We start from the raw sequence: 21,383 nt of genomic DNA on the forward strand, positions 1-21,383 counted from the left end.
GTAAGATCGTTGCGCCACAGCTGTACATCGCGGTCGGTATTTCCGGCGCGATCCAGCACCTGGCGGGCATGAAAGACTCCAAAGTGATCGTTGCGATCAACAAGGACGAAGAAGCGCCGATCTTCCAGGTGGCCGATTACGGCCTGGTGGCGGACTTGTTCGAAGCCGTACCTGAGCTGGAGCGGGCGCTCTGACTCGATGGCTGTTGCCACAGGTGGAGGGTGGGGCAGGGGGATGCCTGCCCCACCCATAAAAAAGCCCCGGACACTGTCCGGGGCTTTCAATGGGGTGTGCGAATCAGCAGTAGCTGTTCACTTTCACAACGGCAGGTTCTTCTTTCGCCTTTTCCCAAGTCAGGGTCAGGGTGTGCAGAACCTTCTCCATAAAGTGTGTGTCCGCTGCGGCCTTCTTGCCAACGTAGCCCTGGCCGCGGCGGTACATTTTGAGTCGTGCACGCATCTGTGGATGCTGCTTTTCAAACTCAGATTCTTCTGGGTATTGCGTGACAGCGTCGATATGGACTTCGCCCGCTTCATTGACCCACACAATATGATCGTCGAGTGTGTCTTTACGACTGGCAAACAGTTCGGCCAGTTCGTTAACAGTAGGTTGGTTATTCAGGTTCATCGCTAACTCCTTGACCACTCGTTGATCTGTCAATTGATTCGCGCAACTGCACATGCAGCGCTACGTAGTGTCCATCTAATGCAGATCCTGACTTGAACCCGTGATGTGTAGTAGTAGAACAGTGCTACTACAACATCGGCCTAAATAAGGGAGAACAGCGCGAGCCAGCATGCTTCGGGTGACGTGATGCATCAGCCACAAGCTTCATGAGGGCGTCTCGCCAGTTTCGCTCATCCTGACATCGGACGATCAAACCAGGTCCGCTTCATCAATTCTGCCTTGTGGGCAGTACCTATCCCGGAACAGTCCGACGGCTCGTCGAACATGCTTACAACCACTTTTTCCAACGCTTCCGGTGGGGAAGACGTCTGCATCATGCAAAATGAAAAAGCCGTCGTCAACACATATGTAGTGAATATTTTAAAGCACTACATATGTGACTCGTCGGTCTGTTTCCAGCATGGCAGTCATCTGCTCTGGCTCGGCAATTGGCGGCTCCGGGACTTGCCAACAACCTGTGACCAGTGGATTTCGCCGTATTGCAGTGCTTTTAGTACGGGCGGTGTATGCCGTGGGCCAGCAGCAGTGGCCGCTCTGTTAGTATCTGGCACTTTGATACCCATTAAAGGTGCCCTATGAGCGAGCCGATTCGCCTGACGCAGTACAGCCACGGAGCAGGTTGCGGCTGCAAAATTTCGCCTCAGGTACTTGAAGTCATTCTTGCGGGCAGTGGTGCGCAACACCTTGATCCAAAGCTGTGGGTCGGTAATTCATCGCGTGATGACGCGGCGGTCTACGCCCTGGATGATGAGCGCGGCGTGGTGTCGACCACCGATTTTTTCATGCCCATCGTCGATGACCCGTTCGATTTCGGCCGCATTGCGGCCACCAATGCCATCAGCGACATCTACGCCATGGGTGGCGATCCCTTAATGGCGATCGCCATTCTGGGCTGGCCGGTGAACCTGTTGCCGCCTGAGGTGGCCCGTGAAGTGATTCGCGGGGGCCGTGCGGTGTGTGATGAGGCAGGGATCCCGTTGGCAGGCGGGCATTCGATTGACACCCCGGAGCCGATCTTCGGTCTGGCCGTGACCGGTGTCGTCAATAAGCGCCAGATGAAGCGCAACGACACCGCGACCGCCGGGTGTTTGCTGTACCTGACCAAGCCATTGGGGATTGGCATCCTGACCACCGCCGAGAAGAAGGGCAAGTTGCGGCCCGAGGATGTCGGCGTCGCACGGGACTGGATGTGTACGCTGAACAGCATTGGCAGCCAGTTTGCCAAGCTCGAGGGCGTCACCGCGATGACGGACGTCACCGGTTTTGGCCTGCTGGGGCACTTGGTTGAGATGGCCGACGGCAGCGACCTGACTGCGCAAATCCAATACGCCAACGTGCCACGCTTGGCGTCGGTGGAGTACTACCTGGAGCTGGGTTGTGTACCGGGCGGTACGTTGCGTAATTACGACAGTTACGCGAGCAAAATTTCGCCTGTCCAAGAGCTGCACAAGCGTGTGCTGTGCGATCCGCAAACCAGTGGCGGGTTGCTCGTCGCTGTCAGTGCGCAAGGCAACGAGGCCTTCCTGCACATGGCCCGCGAGCATGGCTTGAACCTTGAGCCGATTGGCCGTTTGGTGGAGCGACAGACACACGCGGTTGAGGTTTCATGATGGCTCATGACATAACCGACTTCCGCGAACTGTTTCTCCATGATCGGCCGATGATCGACACCCGTGCGCCGATTGAATTTCACAAAGGGGCGTTTCCAGGGGTGGTCAATTTGCCCCTGATGACTGACCACGAGCGCGAGCGCGTGGGCACGTGCTACAAGCAGCAAGGGCAGCAAGCGGCTGTGGTGCTGGGGCATCAATTGGTGTCGGGCAAGGTCAAGGCCGAGCGCTTGCAAGCATGGGCCGATTTTGCTCGCGCCCATCCTGACGGGTGTTTGTATTGCTTTCGTGGCGGCATGCGTTCGCAAATCGTCCAGCAGTGGCTTAAACAGGATGCAGGGATTGACTACCCGCGCATCACTGGTGGCTATAAGGCGCTGCGCACATTTCTGATCCAGACCCTCGATGATGCCGTGGCGCAGTGCGATTTGCAGGTGCTCGGCGGCATGACCGGCACCGGCAAAACCGATGTGCTGGTGCAGCTCGACAATGCGCTGGACCTTGAAGGCCACGCCAATCACCGCGGTTCAAGCTTTGGCAAACGCGCGACCGGTCAACCGTCCAACATCGATTTTGAAAATCGCTTGGCCATCGATGTGTTGAAAAAGCGCGACAAAGGCGTTGAGCGGTTTGTACTGGAGGACGAGAGCCGCACGGTGGGCAGTTGCGCGTTGCCGTTAGCCCTCTACCAAACCCTGCAGACTGCGCCAATGGTGTGGCTGGAAGACAGCTTGAACAGCCGGGTCGAGCGTATCCTGCGTGACTACGTCATTGAGTTATGTGCTGAGTTCGTGGCCAGAAATGGTGAGCATGGCTTCGCGCTTTTCTCTCAACGGTTGTTGGAAAGTCTGGCCAATATTCAAAAACGCCTCGGCGGGGAACGTTACCAGCGTTTGCAGGAGGTGATGAGCAGCGCACTGAAGGAGCAGGAGCGTTGCGGCTCTGTGGATTTGCACCGGGTGTGGATCGAAGCGTTGCTGCGTGAGTACTACGATCCGATGTACACCTTCCAGCGTGAAAAGAAAGCCGGACGGATCGTGTTCGCAGGGGATCAGGCGGCAGTCCTGGCGTATTTGCGTGACCATGCCCGCAGCCGCGAGGACCGTTAAACAGCGTTTTAGGTACGGTCAATGGCTCATTGGCCAAACCAGTCAACCAGCTTGAGCGGTTTGACCATTGTTGCAGAGCCCTCGCAAGGCGATTATCAGCAGGATTTTCGACGGTTCCCATTCCTATAAAAAGACCGAGGGATTCTGCTGATGCGCGACTATCTGACCGCGACGAGCGACTTTGACTATCAACGTGCAGTGAGCCACGCGTTGCATGGCGATTTAACCGCTCTCAATGCCTGCGTCGAGTGCTGCGACCGCCATGCCTTGCCGGGGCGCATTGCCTTGTTCTGGGAAGGCCGTGACGCCAGCAGCGCGTCCTACACCTTTACCGAATTGCAGGACCACGCGGCCCGTTTTGCCAACTTCCTGTTGGCCCAAGGGGTCAAGCGCGGCGACAAAGTGGCGGGCCTGTTGCCACGCAATGTCGAGTTGTTGATCGTGGTACTGGCGAGTTGGCGCATAGGCGCGGTCTACCAACCCCTGTTTACGGCCTTTGGCCCCAAAGCCATTGAGCATCGCCTTAACAGCTCCGGCGCGGCGCTGGTGGTCACTGACGCCGTCAATCGACCCAAGCTGGCTGAAGTGAATGACTGCCCGACGGTCGTCACCGTGGGCGGTCCGAAAGGCCAAGGGTTGGTGCGGGGCGATTACAGCTTTTGGGCTGAGCTGGAGCGCTACCCGGCAGTCTGCGAGCCCATAATGCTGACCGGCGAAGACCCTTTTCTGCTGATGTTCACCTCGGGTACGACTGGCCCGGCCAAACCGCTCCTCGTTCCCCTTAAAGCCATCGTCGCGTTTCAGGCGTACACCCGCGACGCCGTGGACCTTCGCCCTGAAGACGCATTCTGGAACCTGGCCGATCCTGGTTGGGCGTACGGTATTTACTTCGGCATCACCGGCCCGTTGTCGATGGGCCACCCGATCACGCTCTACGACGGCCCGTTTAGCGTCGAAAGCACCTGCCGCGTGATCAAAAAGTACGCCATCACCAACCTCACCGGCTCCCCGACGGCTTACCGCCTGTTGATTGCAGCCGGTGATGCGTTTTCCAGCAAAATCAAAGGCCAGTTGCGGGCCGTCAGTAGCGCCGGTGAACCCCTTAACCCGGAAGTCATCCGCTGGTTTTCCGAGCACCTTGACGTCACCATTCATGACCACTACGGGCAGACTGAAATCGGCATGGTGCTGTGTAATCACCATGGGCTTGGTCATCCGGTGCACCTGGGAGCGGCGGGGTTTGCCTCACCGGGACACCGCATTGTGGTGTTGGACGACAACCATCAGGAGCTGCCCGTAGGTCAGCCGGGCATTTTAGCCGTGGATCGCAGTCAGTCGCCGATGTGCTGGTTTGGCGGCTACCACGGTTTCCCCACCAAAGCCTTCGTCGGTAATTACTACCTCAGTGGCGACACCGTTGAGTTGAATCCGGACGGCAGCATCAGTTTTGTCGGACGCAGCGATGATGTGATCACCACCTCCGGTTACCGTGTCGGTCCCTTTGATGTGGAGAGCGCCTTGATCGAACACCCGGCGGTGATCGAAGCCGTCGTGGTCGGCAAACCTGACCCTGAGCGCACCGAGTTGGTCAAAGCGTTTGTGGTGCTGAGCCCGCATTACCTGGGTGATGCGCAATTGGCAGAAACCCTGCGCTTGCACGTGCGCCAGCGCCTGGCAGCCCATGCCTATCCCCGTGAAATCGAATTTGTCAGCGAATTGCCCAAAACACCCAGCGGCAAGTTGCAGCGCTTTATCTTGCGCAATCAGGAAATCGCCAAGGCTGAACAGGCGGCGAACGCCCGGGCCACGGCTTAACCTTCAGGAAAAATCATGCAAATCGAGAACACAGTTTTTATCGTCACAGGTGGGGCTTCAGGCTTGGGCGCTGCAACGGCTGAGATGCTGGTCAATGCTGGCGCCAGGGTCATGCTGGTGGATGTGAACGCGGACGCAGTGGCCGCACAGGCCACCCGCTTGGGCGCTAAGGCGCGCAGTGCAGTGGCGGACATCAGTCAGGCGCAGGCCGCGCAGGCAGCCATTGATGCCACCGTCGCGGCGTTTGGGGGCGTTAACGGTCTGGTCAACTGCGCCGGGATCGTGCGCGGTGAAAAGATCCTTGGCAAGGGCGGCCCTCACGGCCTGGAGAGCTTCAGTCAGGTCATCAACGTCAACCTGATTGGCAGTTTCAATATGCTGCGACTGGCCGCAGCCGCAATTGCTGAAACGGCTGCGGATGTCGATGGCGAACGCGGGGTGATCATTAATACGGCGTCGGTGGCCGCCTTTGACGGGCAGATTGGTCAAGCCGCGTACGCGGCCTCCAAAGGCGCGATTGCCAGCCTGACCTTGCCAGCAGCTCGCGAGCTGGCCCGCTTCGGCATTCGTGTCATGACCATCGCCCCCGGCATTTTTGAAACGCCGATGATGGCGGGCATGACCCCGGACGTGCGCAACTCGCTGGCTGCGGGCGTGCCGTTTCCGCCGCGTCTGGGCAAACCGGCGGAATACGCTTCGCTGGTGCGGCACATCATTGAAAACAGCATGCTCAATGGCGAAGTGATCCGTCTCGACGGCGCATTGCGCATGGCAGTGAAGTAAGGAGAGGGCGATGACAATGTCTAATGATCCAGTCGTAATAGTCAGTGCTGCACGCACGCCCATGGGCGGTTTTCAAGGTGACTTCAAGGGCCTGACTGCGCCACAGTTAGGCGCTGCGGCCATCCGCGCTGCTGTGGAGCGCGCCGGGGTGTCGAGTGACAGCGTTGAAGAAGTGCTGTTCGGTTGCGTGCTGTCAGCCGGTCTTGGGCAGGCCCCTGCGCGCCAGGCCGCGTTGGGCGCGGGCCTGGACAAGGGCACCCGTTGCACCACGCTGAACAAAATGTGCGGGTCGGGCATGGAAGCGACGATTCTGGCCCACGATCGGCTGATGGCGGGCGGGGTGGATGTGGTGGTGGCAGGCGGCATGGAAAGCATGTCCAACGCGCCGTATCTGCTTGACCGGGCCCGCAGCGGCTACCGCATGGGGCATGGGCGGGTGCTGGATCACATGTTCCTCGACGGTCTGGAGGATGCCTACGACCGCGGCCGCTTGATGGGCACGTTTGCGGAAGATTGTGCCCAGGCCCATGGCTTCACCCGTGAGGCCCAGGATGCCTTTGCCCTTGCCTCGCTGGCCCGCGCGCAGCAGGCGATCAGCGAGGGAAGCTTCAGCGCTGAAATCGTCCCGGTGCAGGTCGTCGTGGGCAAGGAACAGCGCGAGATCACTGAGGATGAGCAGCCGCCCAAGGCCAAACCCGAAAAAATCCCGTCGCTGAAACCGGCGTTCCGCGACGGCGGCACGGTGACCGCGGCCAACGCCAGCTCGATCTCCGATGGCGCCGCGGCGCTGGTGCTGATGCGTCGTTCCGAGGCGCAAAAGCGCGGGCTTACACCATTGGCGGTGATTCATGGGCACGCGGCGTTTGCCGACGAGCCAAGCCTGTTTCCCACGGCGCCAGTGGGCGCTATCAAACGCTTGATGAGCAAAACCGGCTGGCGCCTCAATGAAGTCGATCTGTTTGAGATCAACGAAGCCTTTGCGGTGGTCACGCTCGTCACCATGAGTGAACTGGACCTGCCCCACGACAAGGTCAATATCCACGGCGGTGCCTGCGCCTTGGGTCATCCGATCGGGGCTTCCGGTGCACGTATCCTGGTGACGTTACTGTCGGCCTTGCGCCAGAAAAAACTCAAGCACGGCGTGGCCGCCATTTGCATTGGCGGCGGCGAGGCCACTGCGATTGCCGTGGAATGTCTGTATTAAGGAATCTTTATGCTGCCCACACCCGAACAACTACAAATTCGTGAAGCGGCCCGGCAGTTCGCCCAAGAGCGCTTAAAACCGTTTGCAGCCGAATGGGACAAGCAGCATCGCTTCCCCCGCGAGGCGGTTCAGGAAATGGCCGAACTGGGTTTTTTCGGCATGTTAGTGCCCGAACAATGGGGCGGTTGTGACACCGGTTATCAAGCCTATGCCATGGCCCTTGAAGAAATCGCGGCGGGCGACGGCGCCTGCTCGACGATCATGAGCGTGCATAACTCGGTGGGCTGTGTGCCCATTCTCAAATACGGCACCGAACAGCAAAAACGCGACTATCTGATCCCGTTGGCCAGCGGTGCCATGCTGGGCGCATTTGCGCTGACCGAACCGCAGGCTGGCTCCGACGCCAGCGACCTGAAAACCCGGGCCCGTCGTGAGGGTGATCACTACGTGCTCAATGGCTGCAAACAGTTCATTACCTCGGGGCAAAATGCGGGCGTGGTGATTGTGTTTGCGGTGACCGATCCGGCTGCGGGCAAGCGCGGCATCACGGCATTCATCGTGCCCACCGATACGCCGGGTTACAGCGTGGCTCGGGTAGAGGAAAAGCTCGGCCAGCATGCCTCCGACACCTGCCAGATTCTCTTCACCGACATGAAGATCCCGCTGGCCAATCGTTTGGGCGAAGAAGGGCAGGGGTACAAAATTGCGCTGGGCAATCTGGAGGGCGGGCGCATCGGTATTGCCTCACAAGCTGTCGGGATGGCACGCGCTGCGTTTGAAGCGGCCCGCGACTACGCCCGCGAGCGCGTCACCTTCGGGCAGCCCTTGGTCGAGCATCAGGCCGTGGCGTTTCGGCTGGCTGACATGTCCACAGAAATCACCGTGGCCCGGCAAATGGTGCGCTATGCCGCCGCTTTGCGTGACAGCGGGCAGTCCGCGCTGGTCGAGGCGTCGCAAGCCAAGCTGTTCGCGTCGGAAATGGCGGAGCGCGTCTGCTCCAAAGCGTTGCAAACCCTCGGTGGTTATGGCTATTTGAGCGACTTCCCGCTGGAGCGCATCTATCGCGACGTGCGGGTGTGCCAGATTTATGAAGGCACCAGCGATATTCAGCGCATGGTCATTTCGCGCAATCTTTGAATGAGGATTTATCAATGAACTACGAAACCATTCTGTTGGACATTCATGGGCGCGTCGGCCTGATCACCCTGAACCGGCCGCAAGCCCTGAATGCCTTGAATGCGCAGTTGGTCAGCGAAGTGAATCACGCACTCGACCGCCTGGAGGCGGACAGTGAGATTGGCTGCATTGTCTTGACCGGTTCGAAAAAAGCCTTCGCCGCCGGTGCAGACATCAAGGAAATGGCTGACCTGACCTATCCACAAATTTACCTTGACGATCTGTTCTCGGACAGTGAACGCGTGTCTGCTCGGCGCAAGCCCATCATTGCGGCCGTTGCCGGTTTTGCCCTGGGCGGCGGCTGTGAACTGGCAATGATGTGCGACTTCATTCTGGCCGGTGACAATGCCAAGTTTGGCCAGCCTGAAATCAACCTCGGGGTACTGCCGGGCATGGGCGGCACCCAGCGCCTGACACGCGCAGTAGGCAAGGCCAAGGCCATGGAAATGTGCCTGAGCGGTCGCTTGATCGACGCCGCTGAAGCTGAACGTTCCGGGCTGGTGTCACGCGTGGTGCCAGTGGATGAATTGGTCGAAGAAGCCCTGAACGTGGCTGCGGTGATCGCCCAAAAATCACTGCCGGTGTTGATGCTGACCAAAGAGTGCGTCAACCGCGCGTTCGAAGTGAATCTGGCCGAAGGCGTACGTTTTGAGCGTCGCGTGTTCCATTCACTGTTCGCCACGCAGGATCAAAAAGAAGGCATGGCGGCGTTTGTGGGCAAGCGCGAAGCCCAGTTCAAGCACCAGTGATGCATCAGGCGCAACGCGGTCAGGCCTGACCGCGTTGCGTTGAATCGTAACCGGCGCTTGGCGCGTTTAAACCAAATAGTGTTTCAGCTCGCGTGCAATGACCATGCGTTGGATCTCACTCGATCCTTCATAGATTTGGGTGATTCGCGCATCCCGGTAGTAACGCTCAACCGGGTAATCTTCCAGATAGCCATAGCCGCCATGAATCTGGATGGCTTTGGAGCACACATACTCAGCGATTTCCGACGCAAATAACTTGGCCTGCGAGGCTTCAGACAGGCACGGTTTGCCAGCGCTGCGCAATCTGGCCGCGTGCAGGATCAGCAAGCGCGCTGCATTGAGCCGGGTCTGCATGTCGGCCAGCATGTTGGCGACGCTCTGGTGTTCAATGATGGCTTTATCGAATTGCACGCGATCCCGGGCGTAGGTGAGGGCGGCTTCAAACGCGGCGCGGGCGATGCCAAGGGCCTGTGCGGCAATGCCAATGCGACCGCCTTCAAGGTTGGACAGGGCGATTGCCAGCCCTTTGCCGCGCTCCCCAAGCAGGCTGCTTTCGGGCACGGTGCAGTTATTCAGAGTGACCGCGCAGGTGTCCGAAGCGCGGATGCCCATTTTGTGTTCCGTACGGTCCACGATGAACCCCGGTGTATCGGTCGGCACCAAAAACGCCGACAAGCCCTTTTTGCCCAGGTCCGGATCGGTGACGGCAAACACAATGGCCAATTGAGCACGTTTGCCGTTGCTGACAAATTGCTTGGCACCATTTATCACCCACTGGCCGTCCTGCAATTGCGCCCGGGTGCGCAGGTTGTGCGCTTCGGAACCCGCCTGGGGTTCTGTCAGGCAGAAGCACCCGATGGCCTGACCGCTGGCGAGTTTTTCCAGCCAGGTCTGTTTTTGCGCCTCGCTGCCGTACTTGAGGATGGGGCCGCAGCCGACCGAGTTGTGAATGCTCATCAGCGCGCCGGTGGCGCCGTCTCCGGCCGAGATCTCTTCGACCGCCAGGGCATAGGCAACATAATCGACGTAGGTGCCGCCCCATTCCTCAGGCACCACCATGCCAAGCAGGCCAAGCGCTCCCATTTTTGAAACCAGTGTGTCGTCAATCCAGCCTGCTTTTTCCCATGCCTGGGCATGGGGCGCAATTTCGCGGCGGGCGAAGTCGCGGGCCATGTCACGGATCATCACTTGTTCTTCACTCAGTTCGATGTCCTGCATGGTTCAGGCTCCTGTCGGCTTGAAATCAGAGAAGAAGCTGGCGACGTGTGCGGCATCCAGTTCGTTCAGGGAAGGCGGGTTCCAATGAGGCGTTTTGTCCTTGTCGATAATCAGGGCGCGCACGCCTTCCATCAGGTCGCCGCGATCAAACCACTGGCGATCGAGGTGCAATTCCAGTTCGAAGCACTGTTCGAGGGGCAGCTCGCGTCCCCGGCGCAGCATTTCAAGGGTCACTGCCATAGCCAGCGGCGAGCGGGTGAGCAGCAGATCGGCCGTGGCTGTGGCCCATTCGCGTTGTTCTGGCAGCGTGACCGCACGCAGACGATCAACGATCGCTGACACAGTGGGCGCCGAGAACACGTCATCTATGAGGGGGCGCAGTGTGGCGAGCGGGGGGGCTGATGGTGAGCTGTCAGTCAAGGACTCGATCAGCGTCTTGAGGTCGTCAGCAGGCGACAGTGTCCAGTTGAGCGTACTCAGTGCAGCGTCAAAATCGGGCAGTCGGCTGCTTTCAATGAAGTGATCAGCCAAGCCGCAATACAACGCATCGCTGGCACGTATTTGTACACCGCTGACGCCGAGATACGTACCCAGTTGACCGGGTGTACGGGTGAGAAAGTAACTACCGCCGACGTCAGGAAAATATCCGATGCCGACTTCTGGCATTGCCAGTTTGCTGCGCTCAGTGACAATCCGGAAATCAGCGCCCTGTACCAACCCCATGCCGCCGCCAAGAACAAAACCGTCCATCAGGGCCACAAGGGGTTTGGGGTAATGGTGCAGCGTAAGGTCGAGGGCGTATTCCTCTTCGAAGAAGGTGTAATGCAGTGTGCCCTGGCTGTGGTAGCTGTCGTACAACGAGCGGATATCGCCTCCGGCGCAGAAGGCTTTTTCACCCGCGCCCCTCAATACAACAGCCTTGATGGCCGGATCTGTGGACCAGGTGTCCAGGTGGTGCTGAAGTGCGCGGACCATGTCCAGATTGATGGCGTTAAGGCCGCCGGGACGGTTGAGGGTCAAGTGGCCAATGTGGTTGCGCACCTCGGCCAGAATCTCGGAATGCGGGGTCTCGACATCCTGTGTCGCTGAGGATGAAACCTGAGCAGTCATCACTAACTCCCTGCTTTGTCTTGTTATTAAGGGCTGTTCGCTGACGAACGATGCTCGATGCTAACAGTGCAAATTTGCCTATTACAACCCGAATAAGTGCAGGCTTGGCATGCATATTTGCATGCCTGATCTGCAGATATGTGCCCGGTCATTGTGCCAGCCACCCGCCGTCGACATTCCACGCCGCCCCCCTGACCTGACTGCCTGCTTCACTGCACAGGAACAACACCAGTTCGCCCAACTGCGGCGGGGTGACAAATTCCAGTGATGGTTGTTTTTCGGCGAGCAGGTCGTGTTGGGCCTGATAAGGGTCGATGCCCTGACTGATGCGTTGGTCTATTTGCTTTTGCACCAGTGGCGTCAATACCCAGCCGGGGCAGATGGCGTTGCAGGTGATGTTGCTGGTCGCCGTTTCTAGGCCGACAACTTTGGTCAGGCCGATGACCCCGTGTTTGGCGGCGACATACGCAGCTTTACCGACCGACCCTACAAGGCCGTGTACTGAAGCGATGTTGACGATGCGTCCCCAATTGCGTTTACGCATGCCGGGCAGGGCGAGGCGGGTGCTGTGAAAGACCGAGGAGAGGTTGATGGCGATGATGGCGTCCCACTGCTCTACAGGAAACGCTTCCACGCTGGCCACGTGCTGAATACCGGCATTGTTGACCAAAATATCAATGCCGCCGAATTCCCGTTCTGCGTAGTCGATCATCTCGGCAATTTGCGTGGGGTCACTGACATCGGCGGCATGATGACCCACTCGGCCACCCCACTGTTCCACTTCGGCAATCACTTTGCTGGCATCCCCAAAGCCGTTGAGGATGAGGTCGGCACCGGCTTTAGCAAGGCTCAACGCAATACCCAGGCCTATGCCGCTGGTGGAGCCGGTTACCAGTGCAGTTTTACCCTTAAGGCTCATGATCATTTCCTCAGGTGAGACACGATTGGTTCGTGAGGAGGAAACGTAGCACGAGGTTAAAGGCAGCGGATACGAAACGGCCCACCAAGAGGCGGGCCGTTGTCACGCAGCGCTTGAGGATTAATCCTGGCGACTGGTCACTTCAAGCAGGTGATAACCGAATTGGGTTTTTACCGGACCTTGAACCACGTTGATCGGTGCGCTGAACACCACGGTGTCAAATTCTTTAACCATCTGGCCTGGACCGAACGAACCCAGATCGCCACCCTGACGGCTGGACGGGCAGGTGGAGTTGGCTTTTGCGACTTCAGCGAAATCAGCGCCGCCTTCGATTTGAGCTTTCAATTCGTTGCATTTGGCTTCGCTGGCAACAAGGATGTGACGGGCAGTGGCTTTGGCCATGGGAAGTACTCCTTTCAATAAAGTGGTGAGACTACCGGATTCAGGCGCTTTTTTCGCGGCAAAAGTTCCCGCCGTTGTCGTGTCTTTGCGAGTTATACGCCTTTGGCTTTGAGGCGGCGGGCGTGTTCTACATAAAGCCCGGCCGGATCGACGCTTTTGCTGGCCAGCGCTGCAACATGGTTAATGGTGTCCAGATGATCCAGGGGGTAGTCCGAACGAATGACATGCCCCAAGTGGGAACTGTAACGCCCGACCATCCCGTCATTCTCTTTGCTTTCGCGGGTGAAAAAGCTGCCGAACACTCGACAGGCATTGTGCAGGGGATCGAGCAGGTTCAAGGATTCGGAAAACAGCGAACCTTTAATGATTCCGCTCCATGAATAGTAGAGAACGCCATTGACCCGGTCAGCGCCCATTGCGCCCCATGTATCCGGCAACCCTTGGGGGTAGGTTTGGTTAAATTTCGCCACGCCCTCTGTGGTCAGCGCATTCAGCGCGCTCAAAGCATTCTGTGGCAGCTTTCGTTCACCACCCAAGGCTGAAATAAAACTGCCAAGTGCCGAGCTCATGGCCGCCGCAATGGTTTCAGGAAGAGCACCGGGGGTCAGTACTTGGCGAACCCGATCAGCAAGCTCCGAACCTTGGTTGGGACCGCTGACAGAGGTAACTGAAGCGACGAGTTCAGGGGCAACGGCTGCTGCGTAACGGGCGGTCAGGGCCCCTTGGCTGTGGCCGATAACATTGAATTTCGCGACCCCGGTTTGCCTGTTAAGAGCACGCAGTTGTTCTATCAGCTGTTCGCCCCGTTCTTCGGAGCTGTGGGCCGCAGAAACCTTGGCCACATAGACGTAGGCACCTGCGTTATTCAAGGCTTCTTTAATGCCATTGAAGTAATTGAACGGGCCAATGTGGTCGAAACCGAAAAGGCCGTGTACCAGGACAATCGGGTATTTCGTGGTGGCTGACGTATCCATGTCAATGCATATCCTCTAACAGTGTGTGATCCATAAAGATCACCTTAGGTGAGGGTTTCAGAACCGTGAGGGCAGGGATGTCGTCGAGCCAAACCCTTGAGGGCTCATTCCAGAGCCACTGTCGGCAGACTCCTGCTTTCCCCCTGGCAGTATCTGTAGGCAGTGGTTGAACTTTGACCCCGCATATTGGAAAAGACTGACGCTCAACGGTCTCAGGGCCAGTCCCGGGCACGCCACCCGGGACGCTGGGGGATGTCCGCGTCAGCCGATCACACGAGAACGCGTGCGCTGCTGTCGCAATTGGCTGGCAGCCGCGCGCAACAAGGTTTCGGTCGCATCCCAGCCCAGGCAACCATCGGTTACGGAGACGCCGTAACGCAGGTGGCCACTCAATGGCTGGCAGCCTTCGAACAGATGACTTTCGAGCATCATCCCGATCAAGGACCGATCCCCGCCCAGGCGCTGTTCAAGCACATCGTTGAATACATCAGGTTGACGCAGAGGATCCTTACCACTGTTTGCGTGGCTGCAATCGACCATCAAACGCGCGGGAATGCCGTTTTTCTCCAGCCCTGCGCGGGCGTTGGCCACGTGGGTGTGGCTGAAATTTGGGCCACTGTGCCCACCCCGCAAGACCAGATGAGTATCAGGGTTGCCGGATGTCAAAACGATTGCCGGATGGCCCTGTTCATCCACGCCGAAATGACGATGGCTGTGTGCTGCACTGCGCATGGCATCACACGCAATCGCTACCCCGCCGTCCGTGCCATTTTTGAAGCCCACGGGCAGGTCCAGGCCGCTGGCCATTTCCCGGTGGATCTGCGATTCGGTCGTGCGAGCGCCAATGGCCGCCCAGCCCAGCAGGTCGTCGAAGTAGCCAGCAGCAATCGGCTGCAGCAGTTCTGTCGCGACCGCAAGCCCCATGCGTAACATTTCGATCATTAACTCGCGTGACAGCGTCAGGCCATGCGTCATGTCGTCGCTGCCATCCAGGTGAGGGTCGTAGGCCAGGCCTTTCCAGCCGACGGTGGTGCGTGGCTTTTCAATATAGGCCCGCATCACCAGCAGCATATCCTCGCTCACTTCGCGGGACAGGGCGGCCAGGTGGCTGGCGTATTCGAGGGCGGATTGCGGGTCGTGGATGGAGCAGGGGCCGACGACGATCAATAAGCGATCGTCTACACCGCCAAGAATGTTGCGGATGGCCTGGCGTTGGGCCTGAACCAGCTTATGCAGGGGTTCGCTGAGGGGTAATTGCTGCTTGAGCTGGGCTGCACTTGGCAGGCGCTGGGTCATCGCATGGCTTGCAGTGGTTGGAGCAACGTTCAGTGCGGATACAATGGCGTTCATGATTCTGGCTTCCTGGGCAGGCTGCGGGTTTTCCCGCGCGCTCAGCCCTAGTGGGGTGTTCGACAATGGGCCGTATTGGCTATGAGGGGATGCGTGCCACCCAAGTGGTTTCGTTCGGAGGCGGCAGACTGTCCCGAACGACGGTTGATAAATCGCCATGCAGCACAGAGGTCGAAGCGGTAATAGGTGGTGTAGTTCATGGGTAAATCCTCAAATTCAATAAATTATCAGGGGCTAAAAAAACAAAACCCCCGGTCGGGTAGCCGACCGGGGGTGAGAATTCTCTGGTAGGCGACCCCTGAAACGTGGGCGCCGATTGGGTATCAGGCGCGCCAGTGGCTAAACCAATACCCAAAATAAAATCGTACAGCAGAGTGTGTGTTGTTCGCGCGCACAGCGCCGACCAAGCATAAATCGCTGGTGATCTGGCAAATGGCTGTGGTGGCTTCGCGCAACATGGCTGTTCTCCGATGAATGGCTTGAAGCTTACGCGAGGCCAGTCAACAGATTCAATCAAAAAATTCTATGGGTAATGACTCCGGGGGCTATAAGCGGTTTAGCAAGTGAAGGCCCGAACCGCATTCCCCGAGGCAGAGGGGGGTTATAGCAAAGCAATAGACAAGGGCCTGGGTGGGGTCAATTCTAAAATGGGGTGGTCTTCCCAATTAAGCGCATACTCAAAGCAATTCATCGCATTTCGCTTCAGAAGAAGTGGCAATGATGCCGTCTTTCATGCCCAGAAGTACCGCCACTTTGTGGGCTTCACCACGTTTCCCTTTTTTGCGCCCAGCGAGCACTTGATAGGTGGTCGCGGGATCAACGCCGTGCTCTCGAGCAAACTCTTGAACCGACTTTCCCTGATGTTCCAGCCATGCCTTGGCTTGTGCGGCAGTACGAATTCCGGTCATAGTTCAAAACCGTTCAAAGTTGTTTAATATTTTTTGATTATACCATCCTAGCGGGTGTTTAAAATGGGAACTTACATCCAAATGAGTGGAATCGGTTCGCGGTTGAGGCAAGAGAGAGAGCGGCTGGGCTTGTCGCAGAAAGCTTTTGGCATGATCGGTGGCGTTGAAGCTAATGCCCAGGGCAAATATGAAAATGGTGATCGTGCGCCCAAGGCCGATTATCTGTCGCGGGTGGCAGAGCGCGGCGTGGATGTGTTGTATGTACTGACAGGTAGCCCCACCCCGACGCTTATGGACAATCTGAGTCAGGTCGAAGAAAAGGTTTTGGTCAGCTATCGGGTGCTGCAAAAAGAAGATCAGGATGCTATCCGCCGTTTAACGACAACACTGGCCGACCTGTCTATCATACATGCGAGCAAGATTCGTCCTGATCCAACAGACGCCTAGCAGGTGTCTATCAGCGTTTTAAGTGTCTCCAGGGAAGGGCGGTGCAGGTAAGTAGGTTGGAGCTTTGGTTTTTTGCTAAGGTGTCGGCAACCAAAGAAGACCAATTTACGAGGTGTCGACTTGATTCGGGTTCTAGTGGTCGATGACCATGATCTTGTGCGTACAGGCATCACACGAATGCTGGCGGATATCGACGGCCTCCAGGTCGTCGGCCAGGCCGAGTCCGGTGAAGAGTCGTTGATCAAGGCTCGTGAACTGAAGCCAGATGTCGTCTTGATGGACGTTAAAATGCCAGGCATTGGTGGTCTTGAGGCGACGCGAAAAATGATGCGTAGCCATCCGGACATCAAGGTAGTCGCCGTGACCGTGTGTGAAGAAGACCCCTTCCCGACGCGTCTTCTGCAGGCGGGCGCCGCAGGGTATATGACCAAGGGAGCAGGTCTGGCCGAAATGGTTCAGGCCATCCGGCTAGTGTTTGCCGGTCAGCGTTACATCAGCCCGCAAGTCGCGCAGCAGTTGGCGCTCAAGTCATTTCAGCCTGCTAGCGATTCCCCATTCGATGCATTATCCGAACGTGAAATTCAAATTGCCTTGATGATTGTGGGCTGCCAGAAAGTCCAGGTCATTTCGGACAAGCTCTGTTTGTCCCCTAAAACGGTCAACACCTACCGTTATCGAATCTTCGAAAAACTCTCCGTCAAAAGTGATGTGGAACTGGCCTTGCTGGCAGTTCGACATGGCATGGTAGATGCCGGTTGATAATGACTGACGTGTTTGATCCGAGTGCCTTTCTTTCGACCTGCAGCGGTCGGCCCGGCGTTTATCGCATGTTTGATAGCGAGGCGCGCCTGCTGTATGTCGGCAAAGCCAAGAACCTTAAAAAACGCTTGGCCAGCTACTTCCGCAAGACGGGGCTGGCGCCCAAGACTGCTGCCTTGGTGGGGCGTATTGCGCAGATCGAAACCACGATCACTGCCAACGAAACCGAAGCCTTGTTGCTTGAGCAGACCCTTATCAAGGAATGGCGGCCGCCGTACAACATTCTGCTGCGTGATGACAAATCGTACCCCTATGTCTTTTTGTCCGATGGTCCATTCCCCCGATTGAGTATCCACCGTGGAGCCAAAAAGCCTAAGGGCAAGTACTTTGGGCCTTACCCTAGCGCCGGGGCGATTCGAGAAAGCTTGAGTCTGTTGCAAAAGACCTTTCTGGTGCGCCAATGCGAAGACAGTTACTTCAAAAACCGAACCCGGCCCTGTCTGCAGTATCAGATCAAACGCTGTAAAGGCCCGTGCGTAGGTCTGGTTGATCCTCAGGAGTACGCACAAGACGTGCGCCACTCGGTGATGTTCCTGGAAGGGCGCAGCAGTGCACTGACCGATGAACTGAATGCTGAAATGGAGCAGGCTGCCAGCGCGCTGGATTTCGAGCGCGCTGCCCAAGTGCGCGATCAAATCTCCTTGTTACGCCGTGTCCAGGATCAGCAGAGCATGGAGGGCGGTAATGGCGATGTGGATGTGATTGCAGCCTTCGTTAACCCAGGCGGGGCGTGTGTGCACTTGATCAATGTGCGCGGTGGACGGGTGCTCGGTAGCAAGAATTTCTTCCCGCAAGTCGGGATCGAGGAAGAAGTCGCTGAAGTGATGGCGGCTTTTCTCGGGCAGTACTACATCAGCAGCCCTGAGCGCGATTTGCCCAGCGAACTGATTGTTAACGTCGAGCACGAAAGCTTTGAAGCCATCAGTGCAGCGATTGATGAGCTGCGGGGCAGGGAAATAGCCATCAGCTATCGAGTGCGCGGAACGCGTGCCCGCTGGCAGCAATTGGCCGTCACCAACGCTGAACAGGCGTTGAGCGCCCGTCTGGCCAATCGTCAGCATGTTGCAGCCCGATTTGAGGCGTTGGCCAAGGTCCTTAAGCTGGATGAGATTCCGCAGCGGCTGGAGTGCTACGACATTAGTCACTCCAGCGGTGAAGCGACGGTTGCGTCCTGTGTCGTATTTGGCCCGGAAGGCCCTATCAAGTCGGATTACAGGCGTTTCAACATTGAAGGTGTGACCGCGGGTGACGATTATGCCGCGATGCATCAAGCGTTGATGCGACGTTTTAGCCGCCTCAAAGAGGGGGAGGGCAAGTTGCCGGACATTTTGCTGGTGGATGGCGGCAAGGGACAAATGTCCATGGCGCGGGATGTACTCAATGAACTGGCAGTTCCAGACCTTATTTTGTTAGGTGTTGCCAAAGGCACGACGCGCAAGGCCGGGTTCGAAACCTTGTACTTGAACGACGCCGCCCACGAGTTCACGTTAAAAGGGGACTCGCCCGCACTGCATTTGATCCAGCAGATTCGCGATGAAGCTCACCGTTTTGCCATCACCGGGCACCGGGCCCGCCGCGGTAAAACACGCAGAACGTCTACCCTCGAAGGTATCGCCGGGGTCGGCCCAACCCGCCGCCGAGACTTATTGAAACATTTTGGTGGATTACAAGAGCTGTCTCGTGCAAGCATCGAGGAGATCGCCAAAGCACCCGGGATCAGTAAAAAGCTCGCTGAGTTGATTTATGCAAACCTGCACAGCGAGTAGAATGCCACCTCACCTCGTAGCCAGTTGTGCCGATGAATATCCCTAATTTGATCACCGTACTACGCGTTCTCCTGATTCCTATCTTCATTCTTTTGTTCTACCTCCCTTACAGCTGGAGTTATGTCGCCTCAAGTTCTGTCTTCGCCTTTGCGGCTGCAACAGACTGGCTGGACGGCTATTTGGCAAGGCGTCTGGAGCAAAGCACGCCATTTGGTGCCTTCCTTGACCCGGTGGCCGACAAGCTGATGGTGGCGGTGGCCTTGGTGTTGCTGGTGCAAGAGCATCACAACGTCTGGCTGACGCTTCCTGCCGCAGTGATTATTGGTCGTGAAATTGTCATCTCGGCCTTACGTGAGTGGATGGCCGAGTTGGGCGCGCGTGCTCAGGTTGCGGTGTCCAACATGGGCAAATGGAAGACGGCGGCGCAGATGCTGGCGCTGGTCATTCTGTTGGCCAACCCTTCGGATTTCAGTTTCTGGGTCTTGGTAGGCTACGGCCTGCTGCTTGTGGCTGCGGGTTTGACCCTGTGGTCGATGCTCCAATATCTGCGGGCTGCCTGGCCGCACTTGAAGACCACATCTGAAAAATAAATAACACTTTTTGAATCAAGGGGTTGACGCATTCTTTGAAAACTATAGAATGCCCAGCACCAAGACGCGGGAATAGCTCAGTTGGTAGAGCACGACCTTGCCAAGGTCGGGGTCGCGAGTTCGAGTCTCGTTTCCCGCTCCAAATATCGATCTACAGAGTTCCATGGAATTCTGTAAGTCATTGAAAATAGACGCTTAGGCGTCTTTTTTTCGTTCCGCCAGAATCCATTAAAAACCACGGCAGCTCGACTAAGTCAGTCCATTTCGTGATGGCTTCGTGAGCGGATTGTTGCGCGAGCCTGACCAGTCATGTGCTGAATATCTAGTCCTGAAATCAACCTTCAGGAGACTAGAGCATGGCTCTTATAGAGGCTCCCATCCGGCACGCCTAGCCCATCGGCAATGACGACACCCCTCAGTTGCAGCGCCGACGCAACTGTTAAGCCGACCGGCGGACACAAACTCACCCCTTCCTTGGCCTGTTTGATCGCTGGATCGAACATCGCGCACTCTCGTTCAAAGAAAGGCGCCCACGTACGCGGTCTTAAATACGACGTATCTTTGCCAACCCTGTGTCGCCGTCACTGGGGTCGCGCTCTATCGGTCAGGGCGGCAGCTCTACCGACCCCAAATTTATCGATAACGTTCAGGGCATGCGCGCCAATGGCCTGAAGGGTGGGGTCTATCACTACTTCCGCACGCTAATACCTGCGCCTTTCCCTGAGCCACTGACTATCCGAAAGACGCTATTTTGAATTGGCCGTCAGGTCGCTGGCCACTTCCTTGGCCAGCGCCATAAATGCCCGTGCCGCCGAGGATTGATAGCCATTCTTGCGCTGCATCAATACTGCCGTGCGTTCCAACCGGTGCGGTCCCAGCTCAACAGCGACTAACGCGGGGTGCGCCCGCGCTATGGCGGCAGGCAGCAAGGTCGACAGTGCAGTTCTGCGCACCACCTCAATCAATGCACCAATCGCATTGGCCTCCATGACCACGCGCGGGCGGATGCCATGTTGGGTGCAATAGCGGTCGATCTGCTCGCGGGTGGCGAACGCGTTGCTGAGCAGAACCAGAGATTGCGCATTCAACGTCTCCAGCCCGATGGTCTGTTCCCCGGCCAGCGGGTGTTGGCTCCCCACGACCAAAGCAAGCGTTTCTACCAACAGTGCAAAGGCCTCGATGTCTGGCGCATGCACTTCATCAAACCCAATGCCCACATCCAGTTCGTCAGCCAGCAGTTGGTGCTCCATGTGCTCTTGGGCGAGCTCTTGCACGTTCAGCACAATGTTCGGGTAGCGGCAGTGAAAGGCTTGTACCAGTGGCCCGACCAGGTAAGTGGTGAAGGTCGGCGTCACTGCGATGCGCAGCGTTCCTCGACTGAGATCGCCCACATCATGGATCGCCCGTTGGCCTTCGCGCAGTTCCTGGGCCGCGCGCAGGGCATAGCGCAAGTAAACCTCTCCGGCATCGGTCAAGCGCGTCTTGCGACCTGTGCGATCAAACAACTGCGCGCCGAGGCTTTCTTCCAGTTGCCGCACTTGCTGTGACAGCGCGGGCTGCGAGACATGCAATGCCGCCGCTGCACGGGTGAAGCCCTGGTGGTGCGCGACCGCAAGGAAATATTGGATATGACGCGCGAGCATGGTCGTACCTATAAGATTATCTAATGCTTGCGATCATATATCAGTCTTTTACCTTATTTCACGTTCTCCGTAACCTCTGCTTCATCGCATCGCGAACCCACGGA

General features: G+C 57.5%; 21 protein-coding genes and 1 tRNA gene. 13 read left to right on the top strand and 9 right to left on the bottom strand.

From position 1 onward, the window contains the following. Positions 1-194 (top strand): FAD-binding protein (locus HBN68_RS03210; RefSeq protein WP_222931613.1); only part of this gene is annotated, 194 nt, incomplete at its 5' end. 103 nt (positions 195-297) lie between these two features. Here HBN68_RS03210 and HBN68_RS03215 read toward each other — a convergent pair. Beyond that, positions 298-627 (bottom strand): hypothetical protein, encoded by a 330-nt coding sequence (locus HBN68_RS03215; RefSeq protein WP_094995235.1) that lies wholly within the window; start codon positions 625-627, stop codon positions 298-300. A gap of 635 nt (positions 628-1,262) precedes the next feature. Between HBN68_RS03215 and selD the strand changes: the two genes are divergently transcribed. From selD to HBN68_RS03250, 7 genes are all read left to right on the top strand, one after another. Further along, complete coding sequence (gene selD, locus HBN68_RS03220) at positions 1,263-2,297, top strand: selenide, water dikinase SelD (RefSeq protein WP_094995234.1); 1,035 nt, start codon at positions 1,263-1,265, stop codon at positions 2,295-2,297. After that, on the top strand, positions 2,297-3,406 hold the full coding sequence (gene mnmH / locus HBN68_RS03225) for a tRNA 2-selenouridine(34) synthase MnmH (RefSeq protein ID WP_094995236.1): 1,110 nt from the start codon (positions 2,297-2,299) through the stop codon (positions 3,404-3,406). Before selD ends, mnmH begins: the two co-directional genes overlap by 1 nt. Before the next feature lie 150 nt (positions 3,407-3,556). Next, positions 3,557-5,221, top strand: coding sequence for an AMP-binding protein (locus tag HBN68_RS03230; RefSeq protein ID WP_169962576.1), 1,665 nt, complete (start codon positions 3,557-3,559; stop codon positions 5,219-5,221). A gap of 15 nt (positions 5,222-5,236) precedes the next feature. After that, on the top strand, positions 5,237-6,004 hold the full coding sequence (locus HBN68_RS03235; RefSeq protein WP_169962578.1) for an SDR family NAD(P)-dependent oxidoreductase: 768 nt from the start codon (positions 5,237-5,239) through the stop codon (positions 6,002-6,004). A 10-nt stretch (positions 6,005-6,014) separates the two neighbouring features. Next, a complete protein-coding gene (locus tag HBN68_RS03240; RefSeq protein ID WP_169962581.1) occupies positions 6,015-7,208 on the top strand; it encodes an acetyl-CoA C-acyltransferase in 1,194 nt (397 codons plus the stop codon). 9 nt (positions 7,209-7,217) lie between these two features. Continuing rightward, complete coding sequence (locus HBN68_RS03245; RefSeq protein WP_169962583.1) at positions 7,218-8,345, top strand: acyl-CoA dehydrogenase; 1,128 nt, start codon at positions 7,218-7,220, stop codon at positions 8,343-8,345. Positions 8,346-8,359: 14 nt separating this feature from the next. Continuing rightward, on the top strand, positions 8,360-9,133 hold the full coding sequence (locus tag HBN68_RS03250; protein WP_094995230.1) for an enoyl-CoA hydratase: 774 nt from the start codon (positions 8,360-8,362) through the stop codon (positions 9,131-9,133). 66 nt (positions 9,134-9,199) lie between these two features. Here the strand turns inward: HBN68_RS03250 and HBN68_RS03255 are convergent, their stop codons facing one another. The 7 genes from HBN68_RS03255 to HBN68_RS03285 form a co-directional block, all read right to left on the bottom strand. Further along, the gene (locus HBN68_RS03255; protein WP_094995229.1) at positions 9,200-10,351 is read right to left on the bottom strand and encodes an acyl-CoA dehydrogenase family protein; all 1,152 of its coding nucleotides are present in this window, start codon (positions 10,349-10,351) and stop codon (positions 9,200-9,202) included. A 3-nt stretch (positions 10,352-10,354) separates the two neighbouring features. Continuing rightward, positions 10,355-11,461, bottom strand: a complete 1,107-nt coding sequence (locus HBN68_RS03260) for an enoyl-CoA hydratase/isomerase family protein (protein ID WP_169962586.1) — start codon at positions 11,459-11,461, stop codon at positions 10,355-10,357. A 148-nt stretch (positions 11,462-11,609) separates the two neighbouring features. After that, positions 11,610-12,380 (bottom strand): 3-hydroxybutyrate dehydrogenase, encoded by a 771-nt coding sequence (locus HBN68_RS03265; protein ID WP_083293923.1) that lies wholly within the window; start codon positions 12,378-12,380, stop codon positions 11,610-11,612. Between the two features lie 120 nt (positions 12,381-12,500). Next, positions 12,501-12,782: a peptidylprolyl isomerase gene (locus HBN68_RS03270; protein ID WP_008150918.1), complete on the bottom strand. Its 282-nt coding sequence runs from the start codon at positions 12,780-12,782 to the stop codon at positions 12,501-12,503. Between the two features lie 92 nt (positions 12,783-12,874). Then, the gene (locus HBN68_RS03275; protein WP_070411784.1) at positions 12,875-13,756 is read right to left on the bottom strand and encodes a triacylglycerol lipase; all 882 of its coding nucleotides are present in this window, start codon (positions 13,754-13,756) and stop codon (positions 12,875-12,877) included. Between the two features lie 261 nt (positions 13,757-14,017). Then, positions 14,018-15,106: a 3-deoxy-7-phosphoheptulonate synthase gene (locus HBN68_RS03280; protein WP_169962588.1), complete on the bottom strand. Its 1,089-nt coding sequence runs from the start codon at positions 15,104-15,106 to the stop codon at positions 14,018-14,020. A 677-nt stretch (positions 15,107-15,783) separates the two neighbouring features. After that, positions 15,784-16,014 carry a DNA-binding protein gene (locus tag HBN68_RS03285; protein ID WP_070411782.1) on the bottom strand — a complete coding sequence of 77 codons (231 nt, stop codon included), beginning with the start codon at positions 16,012-16,014 and terminating at the stop codon, positions 15,784-15,786. A gap of 81 nt (positions 16,015-16,095) precedes the next feature. Between HBN68_RS03285 and HBN68_RS03290 the strand changes: the two genes are divergently transcribed. The 5 genes from HBN68_RS03290 (at position 16,096) to HBN68_RS03310 (ending at position 19,778) form a co-directional block, all read left to right on the top strand. Then, the gene (locus HBN68_RS03290; protein ID WP_094995225.1) at positions 16,096-16,461 is read left to right on the top strand and encodes a helix-turn-helix transcriptional regulator; all 366 of its coding nucleotides are present in this window, start codon (positions 16,096-16,098) and stop codon (positions 16,459-16,461) included. 120 nt (positions 16,462-16,581) lie between these two features. Further along, the gene (gene uvrY / locus HBN68_RS03295) at positions 16,582-17,220 is read left to right on the top strand and encodes a UvrY/SirA/GacA family response regulator transcription factor (protein ID WP_047273603.1); all 639 of its coding nucleotides are present in this window, start codon (positions 16,582-16,584) and stop codon (positions 17,218-17,220) included. Positions 17,221-17,222: 2 nt separating this feature from the next. Next, the gene (uvrC, locus tag HBN68_RS03300; protein ID WP_169962591.1) at positions 17,223-19,046 is read left to right on the top strand and encodes an excinuclease ABC subunit UvrC; all 1,824 of its coding nucleotides are present in this window, start codon (positions 17,223-17,225) and stop codon (positions 19,044-19,046) included. Positions 19,047-19,078: 32 nt separating this feature from the next. Then, on the top strand, positions 19,079-19,636 hold the full coding sequence (gene pgsA, locus HBN68_RS03305; protein WP_047275824.1) for a CDP-diacylglycerol--glycerol-3-phosphate 3-phosphatidyltransferase: 558 nt from the start codon (positions 19,079-19,081) through the stop codon (positions 19,634-19,636). Positions 19,637-19,702: 66 nt separating this feature from the next. Next, a tRNA-Gly gene (locus tag HBN68_RS03310) sits at positions 19,703-19,778 on the top strand. Positions 19,779-20,382: 604 nt separating this feature from the next. On the opposite strand, the gene cynR is transcribed toward HBN68_RS03310, so the two are convergent. Further along, positions 20,383-21,279 (bottom strand): transcriptional regulator CynR, encoded by an 897-nt coding sequence (gene cynR / locus HBN68_RS03315; RefSeq protein WP_169962593.1) that lies wholly within the window; start codon positions 21,277-21,279, stop codon positions 20,383-20,385. Positions 21,280-21,383 lie beyond the last annotated feature (104 nt).

The organism is Pseudomonas sp. WS 5078, from assembly GCF_012985745.1.
Classification (GTDB): domain Bacteria; phylum Pseudomonadota; class Gammaproteobacteria; order Pseudomonadales; family Pseudomonadaceae; genus Aquipseudomonas; species Aquipseudomonas lundensis_A.